Origin of the sequence: Silvanigrella aquatica, assembly GCF_001907975.1 — a bacterium.
In the GTDB taxonomy this organism is placed as follows: domain Bacteria; phylum Bdellovibrionota_B; class Oligoflexia; order Silvanigrellales; family Silvanigrellaceae; genus Silvanigrella; species Silvanigrella aquatica.
The window spans coordinates 1,644,518-1,656,766 of sequence record NZ_CP017834.1 but is presented as its reverse complement, the minus strand read 5'-3'; the positions used below and the strand labels follow the sequence as shown (position 1 = coordinate 1,656,766).

Sequence of the window (12,249 nt, the reverse complement as noted above, 5' to 3'; positions counted from 1 at the left end):
ATTATTTCCCCTTTCCTAAAAAGGAACGCAAGGCATTCATAATTCCATCGCGATCTTTTATTTGATGAATAATGACTTTTTCGTTTTGTTCACCATAGTGTTTTTCTAAATCTTTTAAAAATTGCCCACTGCCATAGCGGCTTTCAACTTGACCATAGGAAAATAAATTACTGCTTGGCAATAAAAAATTATCGAGTAAATTCATGCATTCATTGGTATCATTGCCACTCCAGTTATCCCCATCAGAAAAATGAAATAAATAAATATTCCATTCTGCAATGGGATAACTTTCCATTATTATTTTTTCGCATAATTTATAAGCGCTACTAATTAAAGTACCACCGGATTCTTTCGTATGATAAAAAGTATGCTCATCAACTTCTCTGGCAATGGCATCATGAATAATAAATCGAGTGTCTAAATTATCGTAATTATGTTTTAACCAGGCATTTAACCAAAATGATGTCAAACGTACGATTTCCTTTTGCTCATCTCCCATGGAGCCCGAAACATCCATCATGTAAATAATGGCGGCACTAGCCTCAGGTTTTTCTTCAATGCGAAAACTTCTGTAACGTTTGTCTTCTTTAATAGGAATAATGACAGGTTTATCATCCGTGTAATCACCTACACTGATTTGTCTTTTTAATGCTTCTTTGTAGGTTCGTTTAAAGTTACGTAAACTTTCGGGGCCATTACGTAACACACCCTGATATTTATATTTTTTCTGAGTGATATTTTTTTTACCTTTGTCTTCAATCCGAGGAAGACCTAATTCTTCACCCAAAATACCGGCAAGTTCATCCAAGCTTACATCCACTTCCATGCTGTGCTCACCGGGGTTTTGTCCCGCTTCACCCTCACCTGGCTGTGGTTGCCCCTGATTGATAGCATCACCAGGCTCTCCATCACCTTGCCCTACACCCCGCTGCTGGTTTCCACCAAATTCAAAACGAGGAAGATCAATCCTTGGGAGAGGAATAGAAACCTGTTTATTCCCTTGCCTTCCAATGAGTTCACCAGAAGAAATAAACCGTTTTAAATTGTCTTTAATTTTTCCTCTTACGATTTTCCTGAAGCGGTTGACATCGGTTTCCATTTTCATTTGATGAACCCTTCCTTATCAGAAGATATAATGCAAATTCAAAATTAGGAAAACTTATAAAAAAATTAACATCCTGTTAATTTAAATTTCTTTTCACATCGCCGCGGGCAAAAATACTTGCCACAAAATGCAAAGCGTCTGTGGAACAAATATCACAATAACCATAATTTTTGATGAGGCGATTTTTAACCACATCAATTTTTGCTTGTGTTTCTTTATCGACAACGTTACTGACGAGACTTGTTAACTTAATAGTGTCTTTTTGATCTTCAAAAAGTTTTAATTCCAGTGCTTTATGAAGTCGTTCATTGGTTTTATAATCAAATATTTTACCTTCTAAGGCAAGAGCACCAATGTAATTCATTATTTCACGACGGAAATCATCTTTACGACTTTCAGGAATATCAATTTTTTCTTCAATACTTCTCATCAAGCGCTCGTCCGGCTCTTCACTCATTCCTGTATATTTGTTACGAACTCTTTCTTTTTGAGTATAAGCTTTTACGTTATCTATATAGTTACCACATAATTTCGCAATGGCTTCTTCATCTGCAGAAATTGCGCGTTGCACTTCATTTTTAACAATATCTTCATATTCTTGTTTTACAACGGCAAGAAGTTCACGATAACGCTTTTTTGTTTCCTCATCGCGAATTAAACTGTGATTTTTTAATCCCCCTTCTAATTCATTGAGAACAATAAAAGGATTAATACAACCATTGCCACGATCTTCAACTAATGAATTTGATAATTTATCTTGAATATAACGCGGAGAAATTCCATCGAGACCTTCGCGTAATGCGTCTTTACGCAACTCTTTAATATTATCTTCCGTATAACCTGAAAGGGTTTTTCCATCATATAATTTCATTTTTTGCATAACAGTTAAATTTGCTTTTTTAGGCTCTTCTAACCTTGTTAAAATACCCCACATCGCCGCGGTTTCAATAGTATGGGGTGCAATATGAATATGCGGAACGGTTTCAGGATTAAAATCTTTTCTATATATTTTTACTTCTTCTTTTAATTTCGTAATATAAGGAACATCAATTTTCACAGTTCTATCGCGTAAAGCTTCCATAAATTCGTTATTTTGCAATTTACGATATTCTGGTTCATTTGTGTGTCCAATAATCACTTCATCAATATCTGTTTGTGCAAACTTTTTAGGTTTGATTTTATGTTCCTGCGAAGCTCCTAAAAGATCGTAAAGGAACGCGACATCGAGTTTTAACATTTCCACAAATTCAACAATACCACGATTGGCAATATTAAATTCACCATCAAAGTTAAAGGCACGAGGATCGGAGTCCGATCCGTATTCCGCAATTTTACGATAATTTAAATCACCAGTAAGTTCTGTGGAGTCCTGATTTTTTTCATCTTTAGGCTGAAAAGTGCCAATTCCAATTCTGTCTTTTTCTGAAAGTAACAATCTTTTTACATTAATATGATTGCGAGTTAGTTTCTCCCAGTCTCCATTATATTGACGCATAAGTTCATTATAAACATAACGACACGCAGGGCATAATCCACCTTCAATATGAATGCGATCTTGAAAATGTTTGCCTTTATTTAATAAACTTAAAACTTTGCCACGCGCTTCTTCAGGAATCATTTGCAAAGGCTCTTCGTGGATGGGACACGGCATGGTGTCTTCCATTTTAAGTTTGTCATGCAAATTGATCCATTCAAAAGTGTACAAAGCTCCTTCAGTTTGATGCGAATACCACTCCACACCTTTTTTTAGCAATCTTGCAATTGTAGATTTTGCACTTCCAACAGGACCATGAAGTAACAAAACTCTTTTTTCAGGACCGTAACGTAACGAAGCTGCTTTAAAAAAATTAACCAATTTTGAAATGTGGACATCAAGGCCAAAAACAGCATCTTTTCCATTATTCAAAGGATCATCAAAAAATTTATAATGAACTAATTTCTTTTTATGTTCAACATATTCATAAGAACCATAGTGCATAATAATATCATAAATTCTTTGAAATGCGGTGCGGCAAAGTTTCGGATTTTTTTCCACCATTGCTATATAATCTGAATAACTTCCCGACCAATTTAACTCATTAAAAAGTGATGGACTATATACTTCCTTTACAAGCTCGAAAACTTTTTCAGTATGCAGTTGCATGAGACCTCCAAAGAGAGTGAGGGAATTTATACAATTTAGAATATCTCAAAAAAAAGTTGGTCGCAAACTAAAGTCAAAATGATTTACAATTGATATAGAGAACTAATAAGATTTGCTCTTGTTTCTTGTATTTTCAATCTATTAATTTCTCCATTGGTTAATTTTTCGCCACTGGCTTCTGTAAAAGGTTTATCAAGAATTGAAAATTTTTTTAATGTCACATTTCGAGGCAATGACTCATTTACCTTATTTATAATTTCTTGAACTTGTTCCCTTATTCTATCAGGAGATGCACGATAGTCCGCCAGAGCATTATGATTTAAAACAATAAGAGCAGAAAGATAAGGCATTTTATCACCAATAACACAGGCATCAGAAATAATTTCATCTTCTTTTAATAATTGTTCAAGACGCACGGGAGAAACAACAGTGCCACCTAACGTTACAAATAAGTGACGTTTTCTACCTGTGATAATAAATCCAAAGGGAGTCATTTGTGCTACATCACCCGTCTCTTCCCATTTTCCTGCATTTTCAAATGCAGGAGTTGATAAGCGATATTCTAAAGTAGAATGTGCGCCTAATCTAAAATTGACATGAGGGAGAGGAGTTCCAATGACTTTAAAATGCGCTGCATGAAATAAATTACTCGATAACATACCCGCTGCATGTGTTGTTCCATAGGATTCTAAAACAGGTATGCCTAGTTTTTCTAAGCATTTGACGTAAGATTCTTGAGCAGGAGCAAGACCGTGCACGATAAATCGAAGATCTTCTACAGCTTCTTGTAAAAAAGATTGACCCGAAATAATTCGAGAGGCTTTTCGTAACGACCTCTTCATAATATCAAACGCCCCTTCTGGTATTTTCATGGCACGATTTGATGCTAAAAGAGTCTGAATTTTTTCTATTTTTTCACTTAATTGAAATCTAGGATTGCGCACAGAGCGTTTGGCAACAAGATCGATAAAGGAACAAAGTTGATCCATTTCTAAAGAACTTGCAAACAAAAAACTCGGTCGCAATATTCTTAAATTCGTTTCCCAATCGGCATTTGGATTTGGAAAACCAATGATACCATTTTTTAGCATGGCACAATAACGACTGAGATGCGCAAAAGGATTGCTTGGCATCATGAGTTCCATACTTTTCCAAAATATTTGTTTTGGAAATTCCGCATGAATTAAAAAATTTTGAGCTGTAATAATAAGCGCATCGAGCATTAAAATTTCGGGCTTTTGAAATCCATCATGACCAAAGGAAACAAAGGCAAAACGTCCCGGTTTGACATCTCGCCAAGGTGAATCTTCAGGAATAGTAGGATTTGTAACTTTATATTGTTCTCTTACATTATGTTTACTTTGATGTTCTGTATTTAATTTTGCAGGAACAACAGGAGTATTTTGAATTTTATATTCTCTGTAAATACTTAAAAGCGGTGATTCTGGATGTTTGTCTTGAGGCATCCAGGCGGCTGATGAAATATTAAGAACCGGAACAGAAAAGCCATCAAGCTGATTAGCAAGTTCATCTATGTCCGACGCAATAGCAACTCCCTTAAAATAATTCAAACACCATTTGAGATCACTTTTTGACATTTGTGAGGGAGCGCACATGACATCAAGTCCAGCCAAGACGGCACCAAGCATGGCAACAAATGAATTGTAAGAATTTCTTCCAATTAAAATAATACTTTGTCCATGTTGGCGTTGCTCTAAGGGAAGTAGTTTAATCCAATATTCTGTAGCACGACCAATGTGAGCGCAAAAATCTTTTCCCGATAATTGGTGCCAAGCACCATGGCAATAAGTCCGAATTGTTACATAATTTATTTTTGCAGATTGTTTCAGTAATAAATCGAAGAATGCTTCAGATCCTTTGAACATTTGATTTTGAGTTTGATTAGGGACGGCAGACAAGGTAACAGAATCTTTATCATTCATATAAAGAAATCCAATCTAAATCATATCACACCACAGCTAGTCTTGAGTGATGCGGTTTGAGCAGAATAACATTTTTTTTAATATCAAAATATTTTCTTTGGGATCTTACTTGTATTGCTAAATCTACCTCTGGAAAATATCCTGTAAGACTATTTCCATATGTACACCCAGTATCTATGCCTACGCAAATGGGTCTGCCAGATGGTAAAGTTTTTCTAAAAAGGCCTTGCTTTGCATCGTGCCCAAAGACAATTAAAGCAGGACCGTTGTGCAATTCGTGCCAGCGAAATCGTTCTTTTTCAAGGCTAGTTGCCGATTTTTGTGCAAAAGCAGAGATAGATTGATTTAATATTTCAGAACGGTACCCTGCAGGAACAACGATAAGTTTTTTTTCATTTCCTTTTGCATCCCATCTTACGTAACGCGCTGTAAGTAACATGCGTTCCGTTGTTCCTAATAATCCTTTAGTGGCATCAAGTCCGGCATGAACTACGATAAGAGGATATTCTGTTTCCCATTCACTTCTTTTTAATTGAGAAACAACTGTTGTTACAAAGGCGTGTGGTAACGAACAAAGTAAGTCAAAAATGGCTCTTTTATGATAACGAATTAAGTGTAAAGTTTGCTTTGTATGCTCTGCAAGAGAATGAAAGCTTCTTTTTTGCGCTTGTTGGATGGTAGACCAAAGCGCCCAATCGTGATTACCCTTGATGCAAAGCGCAGAATATTCTTGAATAACTTCAAAAACACCCACGGGATCGGGGCCTTTTGTGAATAAATCACCCACGAGCATCAGTTGAAATTTTGGAATATGTTTTTTTGCTGTTTCAATAAGTTCAACCAGCTCGCGCGCGCAACCATGCACATCACCGACAATAAAAAGTGGTAACCTATCCGTTGAGGGAGGTAGACTTTTTATAATTAGGTTATTTGAACTATCCTGCAATCTCATACTCCCAAATAAAGCGAGAAGCCACAGTCACGCATAACCTAACTCCCTGAAGAAGATTGTAGGCTTATGCTTAAGAACTTTCAATAAAAGTTTGTATTTAAAATAACGCTATTTGCCACTTTTACGCACAAACTCCTTAACAATAATGCTGCGCAATATTTCACTGGTTCCCCCGCCAATTTCAATGAGTTTTGCATCTCTCATAAGTCTTTCCACAGGGAATTCCCTTATATATCCATAACCTCCTAAAACTTGAATGGCATCCAATGCTACTTTTGTTGCCATTTCCGATGCGTAAACCTTTGCTGCTGCCGCTTCTTGATTTGCTCTCCGTCCTTCTTCAATGACTTGAGCCGCTTCATAAATAAAAGCGCGAGCCGCACGATAGCCAATGTACATATTTGCTATTTTCTCACTAACCGCCTGAAAGTTAATAATGTTCTCGGAGAATTGTTGACGCTCCTGGGCGTACTTCAAGGAGTGATCAAGACAGGCACGCGCTATGCCTAGAGACATAGCTCCTAAACCCACTCTTTCAATGTCTAGATTTTTCATCATGTGCTTAACAGAACTTCCTTCATCTCCCACAAGATTTTCTGCGGGGACAATACAATCTTTAAATACCAACTCCCCTGTCGGACTAGCACGCATGCCCATTTTTGAAAGTTTTTTACCAACAGAAAAGCCTGCAAAACCTCTTTCTACAATAAATGTAGAAAGATCCATTCTGTCTTCACCCGTGCGCGCATAGACTAAAAAAACATCTGCTATAGGTCCATTGGTAATGAACATTTTTGAACCATTTAAAACGTAATGATCGCCTTTTTTTACGGCTTTTGTGGTGAGACCAATAGCATCGGAACCAGCACCTGGTTCTGTCATAGCCATACCGCCGACCATTTCTCCCGAGATGCAATTTGGTAAATAACGTACCAATTGTTCAGGAGAACCATTTTGTGCAAGGTTATGTACAAATAATAAAGAATGCGCAAGGTAACTTAAACATGTTCCTGGACAGGCATAACTGAGCTCTTCCATTACAGCCGCAACAGAAACGGCGCCTAATTTTGCACCGCCAAATTCTTCTGGACATGTGAGTCCCAGAATGCCCAATTCGCCCAAGCGTCTAAAAATACCAGGCGCCAAGCGTTCTTCTCTGTCAAGCTCATCAGCATAAGGAGCAAGTTCTTTTGCAGCAAATGCTCTCACTGTTTGAATGACTTCTCGAATTTCTTGTGCATTACTATGATAACTCGTCATGATTATTTCCTTCCAAATTTAATAAGCACTTCTTAACTGACTGTTTTGTTTTATCCTGTCTTTATTGACATTCTTATTAACAAAAAACAAATTCTATTCAGATAAGACTACCATAGCCATGACATCGAGTCCTGATAAAATTTGCCCTTGCTCTACAAAAACTTTTGTTACTTTACCGTTGCCTACCGATTTTACTTCCAACTGCATTTTCATAGATTCTACTATAAAAAGCACCTGACCATTTAAAACTTCTTGCCCTTCTTTAACAAGAACTTCAAATACCTTACCTGCCATAGGAGCGCAGATTTCGCCACTGCCTGTAAAATTTTTATGCGTGGCACCTGCTGCATAAAAAGGACATTCTAATCTTAAATATTCTCCAAACAGGCATATTTGAATTTCTTTTTGCGATACGCGACAGGCATGAAATGGTAATCTTACATTTTTTTTGAAAGGTGAGGAATAAATGAATTGTTTCAACGACTGAGAAAAATAATCATGATTTATTTTAGATTGTTGTAATATTTTATTTATGGAATCACCAGCAACATAAAATTTATGATTTTGCGATGATTTAAATATCGTAAAATTGTCATCGAAAGAATTTTGATTGTTAATCGTAACACTTGGAATAAAACACGATTGTTTATAAAACACATCATGAATCATAGTTTTACTACGTGTTCCCTTTAATATCAATGATAAATTCTCTCTAAATTTATAACTGTTAAATAAATTGAATAAAGAATCAGAAATAACTAAAGAATTTAATGAATCAAGATTTTTTGCAATCCAATTTGTAGACTCATGACCCCATAAAAAATCAGAGTGACGAACAATAGATTGTAAAAAAGGAATATTCGTAGTGCATCCCAATATAACAAAATCTTCTAATGCCGTTGAAAGTTTTTGAATGGCCTGCGCTCGTGTAGGAGCTGTTACGATAAGTTTTGCAATCAAAGAATCAAAATTAGAATTGACGCGAGCCCCTTCCCTAACTCCAGAATCGACGCGAATTCCTTCTCCCTCGGGTTCACGATACACCATAATTTTACCTGGTGTCGGTAAAAAATGATTTCTTGGATCTTCAGCTAAAATACGAGTTTCCAGAGAAACCATTTGAGGATCTAAAAGGTGAAATTGATTGGGATCAGGAAAAGTGTCAGGCCATTTCCCTTCGGCAAGATCAAATTGCGCATGAACAAGATCAATTCCATAAGTATTTTCCGTTATGGGATGCTCGACTTGCAGACGCGTATTCATTTCTAGAAAATAAAAATGACCATTTTCATCCATTAAAAATTCTAAGGTACCAGCACCACGATAATTTGTTTCTTTAACAAGCGCTAATGCTGCTTGACCCATTTTTTCACGTTGCGATTTTGAAATGTTCGCAGAAGGAGCTTCTTCAATTACCTTTTGATGACGTCTCTGCAGGGAACATTCACGCTCACCAAAGAACACACCTCCCCCTTTTCCATCACCAAAAACTTGTATTTCAATATGTTTTGGAGTCTCCAAATAACGCTCGACAAACACAGTGCCATCATTAAAGGAAGCTTTTGCCTCTTCGGAAGCACGTTTAATAGCCGTAGGTAAATCCGAGATATTTTCCACAACGCGCATACCACGTCCCCCACCCCCACCACTTGCTTTGACTAAAAAAGGAGGAAATATGTGGCGCTTTTTTAATTCATTTTCCCATTTTGATGTCGGAATTTCTTTTAAATCATGGGAAAGTAAAGCATTAAGAGTAGGAACAGAACAACTTTGAGCTCTTTTTTTAGCTGCTTCTTTACTCCCCATGGCTCTCATATTTTCTGAAGTAGGCCCCACAAATTTGATTCCAGATTTCTCCACAAGCTTTGCAAACTCTGCATTTTCAGAAAGAAATCCGTAACCAGGGTGAATGAAATGTGCCCCCCATTGCAATGATTTTTCCACAATTTCTTTGGCATTTAAAAAACTGGAAACAATAAGGACATAATCTACTTCTTGGCATACCAGAGAATCGGAATCTTCCTGTGTCGCTATTACAGCAATTTGATAAGCTCTTTGCCTAGCAGCTTTCAATATTCTTCGCGAAATTTCTCCACGATTTGCAATCACTAATTTTTTCATTTTGGAATAACCCCTTCACACCAAGAGGGTTGATTTTTTTCAAAAAAGGCTTGAATTCCCATTTTGCCTTCCAAACTTGATCGCGATTCTGCTATTTGTTTCACGGTAAAATCAATTTGTTGTTGATTGGGTAAAGGATATGCATTTAAAATTAATTCTTTAGTCCTACGAGCGGCGAGAGGCCCTGCCATTAAATATTTATGAATGATATTTTTTAATTCACTCTGAAGATCATCTAATTTTGTCACTTTATTCACAAATCCTGAAGACAAACATTCTTGTGCCGTCGATCTTTTTCCAGATAACATTAAGGGCGCCGCATGAGCCACGCCAATTTTACGAATAATATAAGGACTTATAACTCCTGGAACAATACCTAGAAGGACTTCACTTGTTGCAAATTGAGCATTTTCTTCAGCCAAAGTATAGTCAGAACAAGCGACCAAGCCAAATCCGCCACCAATAGCAGCACCTTGAACAACACTGATCACAGGACAGGGAAACGAAGCCAATTTATAAAACATTTTTGCTATAAGACGTGCATCTTCAATATTTTCTGCTTCATTTTTTTGCGATTGATCTTTCATATAAGCCAAGTCGGCACCAGCACAAAATATTTTTCCTTCACCTTCTAAAATAAGCAGACGCATTTCATTTTCATTATGTAATGAACTTAGTTTTGTAAGTACAGTAGAAATTTCTTTGATCATTTCTTCATTAAAGGCATTTCTTATTTCAGAACGGGAAAATATTAATTTTTTCACCCCATGTTGAAAATTCTCAACGCGAATTTGTTTTCCAGAAAAAAATGTTTGAATCATTCTGCATTCCTTCTTACAAGTTCGCCCGCGCAAGCTTTATTTTCAGGAAGTATGGTAGCTAAAAGACTTTCAGGAACATCAACCTCACAACGTAACAAAGCTTGACTGAATGTTTTTCCTTGCGCATCAATCTGCAAGCTCATTGTTCCACCACCACCTAAAGATTCTTCTAAAAGAAAATTAAGCGCCCATAAATTAGGAACAAGGTAACGATGAACTTTTCCTTTACAAAGGCTATGAAACCAATCATTCACTTTTTCATCCGTAATATTTTCACGTAACCACACATAACATTCTGGACTTCTTCCAATTAATCCAATATTTACCGTATCTCCTTTATCGCCACTGCGTGCATGAGCAATTTCCATTAAACACACACGAATGGGTCTTGAGGTTGACATGGCACTAATGAGAGCGGGACTCCACGGATCTAATGGTGGATTTTCAACCAAAGATGTTCCTTTAGTTATTGGCCATTCTAGTTTTTCTTTTTCAAAAACAAGGTGACATTTATCTTCGTTCAATTTTTGTTCATAAATATGAATATTGGGTAGTGAATATTCTTGGGGCATTAATGCAGGCCAATAACTGACAACATCTGATATAGTTGGAGCTCCTCCTGTCACAGCAACACCTGCAGGACCACTTAAAATCATACTGGGCAGTAATTTTCGGAATACATTTAATTTTTCTTTATTGTGATCACGAACAGTCAGTTTTAAAAGAATTTCAATAGCATCGTGCTTATTAAGCATCCCCTTATGAGTACTATCATCACCCACATATTCAGTATTTTTAAAATCAACAGTTGCAGAGAATCCTGCTTTTAATAATTCACTTTGCAGACGTATCCAAAAAACTTTTGCAAACATTTCTGCTTTAGAGCGAACATCAGGACCTGAAATAATTAAAGTACCAGAGCATTTGTAACCATCTTCATAAGCAATGCTCACCTTTAATAAATCAGTTGGCTTGCGCCCTTTTATTCCAGAAACTTTTACTCTTTCTGGAGAACTTGCAGATAATTGAGTTGTAGAAAAATCAGCAATAACATCAGGAGTAATATAACTTTGTGGAGTTCCCATTTCATAAAGTAACTGTTCCCTTATGGTTTGGGTACTGATATGTCCGCCTGTATTAGGATGTTTTGTGACATAAAAGGAACCATCGGGATAGCATTCTACAATAGGAAATCCAATATCGATAAAACTGGGTACTTTTTGCCAATCTGTAAAATTACCACCTGAGGCTTGTGCACCACATTCAATAATATGTCCAGCAACAATTCCATGAGCTAATTTATCATATTCATCTTGCTTCCATTTAAATTCGTGCATCATCGCGCCAAGAGTAATACCCGTATCTGTTACTCTGCCGCACAAAACAATATCGGGTTCATTTTTTAATGATTCGGCAACAGGCATAGCTCCAAAATAGGTATTTGCACATAAAACCTTATCTGCGTATTTTTCAAAGTTTTCTCCTGTCTCCATATTTTTAAAATCTATACCACTGTTTCTTAATTGAGGAATTGCTGTGTAAATATCATCACCATCAATCACGGCAACTTTTAAATTTAAATTTTTCTTACGCGCTAAAGAAAATAATGCTTCCGCACAGGCTCTGGGATTGACACCACCCGCGTTTGTAATAATTTTAATTTTTCTTTTTAGACATTCTTCTAATACAGGTTCCAAGGCAAAAATAAAATCGCGCGCATAACCCGCTTGCGGATCTTTAGCTCTTTGTTTTTGCAAAATACTCATTGTTACTTCTGCTAAAAAATCAATGGATATATAATCTAACTTTAATTCACCATAGACTTGTCTGCGTAGAGCATAAGGATCATCACCCCAATATCCACCAGCATTAGCAATACGAATAAACTCTTTTTTTGACATTTT

8 protein-coding genes are annotated in these 12,249 nt (G+C 36.5%); all 8 read right to left on the bottom strand.

What is annotated here, in order from left to right; all coding sequences use genetic code 11:
* Position 1 precedes the first annotated feature (1 nt).
* Positions 2–1,105 carry a DUF444 family protein gene (locus AXG55_RS06850; RefSeq protein ID WP_148697387.1) on the bottom strand — a complete coding sequence of 368 codons (1,104 nt, stop codon included), beginning with the start codon at positions 1,103–1,105 and terminating at the stop codon, positions 2–4.
* A 76-nt stretch (positions 1,106–1,181) separates the two neighbouring features.
* Positions 1,182–3,248 (bottom strand): PrkA family serine protein kinase, encoded by a 2,067-nt coding sequence (locus AXG55_RS06845; RefSeq protein WP_148697386.1) that lies wholly within the window; start codon positions 3,246–3,248, stop codon positions 1,182–1,184.
* Between the two features lie 83 nt (positions 3,249–3,331).
* On the bottom strand, positions 3,332–5,191 hold the full coding sequence (locus AXG55_RS06840) for an acyl-CoA synthetase family protein (protein WP_148697385.1): 1,860 nt from the start codon (positions 5,189–5,191) through the stop codon (positions 3,332–3,334).
* A gap of 25 nt (positions 5,192–5,216) precedes the next feature.
* Positions 5,217–6,137 (bottom strand): metallophosphoesterase, encoded by a 921-nt coding sequence (locus tag AXG55_RS06835; RefSeq protein ID WP_233231437.1) that lies wholly within the window; start codon positions 6,135–6,137, stop codon positions 5,217–5,219.
* Positions 6,138–6,251: 114 nt separating this feature from the next.
* On the bottom strand, positions 6,252–7,403 hold the full coding sequence (locus AXG55_RS06830) for an acyl-CoA dehydrogenase family protein (RefSeq protein WP_148697383.1): 1,152 nt from the start codon (positions 7,401–7,403) through the stop codon (positions 6,252–6,254).
* Positions 7,404–7,496: 93 nt separating this feature from the next.
* A complete protein-coding gene (locus AXG55_RS06825) occupies positions 7,497–9,524 on the bottom strand; it encodes an acetyl/propionyl/methylcrotonyl-CoA carboxylase subunit alpha (protein WP_148697382.1) in 2,028 nt (675 codons plus the stop codon).
* Positions 9,521–10,345, bottom strand: a complete 825-nt coding sequence (locus AXG55_RS06820) for an enoyl-CoA hydratase-related protein (protein WP_148697381.1) — start codon at positions 10,343–10,345, stop codon at positions 9,521–9,523. Before AXG55_RS06820 ends, AXG55_RS06825 begins: the two co-directional genes overlap by 4 nt.
* Positions 10,342–12,246, bottom strand: coding sequence for an acyclic terpene utilization AtuA family protein (locus AXG55_RS06815; RefSeq protein ID WP_148697380.1), 1,905 nt, complete (start codon positions 12,244–12,246; stop codon positions 10,342–10,344). Before AXG55_RS06815 ends, AXG55_RS06820 begins: the two co-directional genes overlap by 4 nt.
* Positions 12,247–12,249: the final 3 nt, after the last annotated feature.

Coding starts and splice junctions, on each gene's coding strand:
- AXG55_RS06815 (WP_148697380.1), bottom strand. CDS start 12,246: ATGTCAAAAAAAGAGTTTATTCGTATTGCTAATGCTGGTGGATATTGG.
- AXG55_RS06845 (WP_148697386.1), bottom strand. CDS start 3,248: ATGCAACTGCATACTGAAAAAGTTTTCGAGCTTGTAAAGGAAGTATAT.
- AXG55_RS06825 (WP_148697382.1), bottom strand. CDS start 9,524: ATGAAAAAATTAGTGATTGCAAATCGTGGAGAAATTTCGCGAAGAATA.
- AXG55_RS06850 (WP_148697387.1), bottom strand. CDS start 1,105: ATGAAAATGGAAACCGATGTCAACCGCTTCAGGAAAATCGTAAGAGGA.
- AXG55_RS06820 (WP_148697381.1), bottom strand. CDS start 10,345: ATGATTCAAACATTTTTTTCTGGAAAACAAATTCGCGTTGAGAATTTT.
- AXG55_RS06830 (WP_148697383.1), bottom strand. CDS start 7,403: ATGACGAGTTATCATAGTAATGCACAAGAAATTCGAGAAGTCATTCAA.
- AXG55_RS06840 (WP_148697385.1), bottom strand. CDS start 5,191: ATGAATGATAAAGATTCTGTTACCTTGTCTGCCGTCCCTAATCAAACT.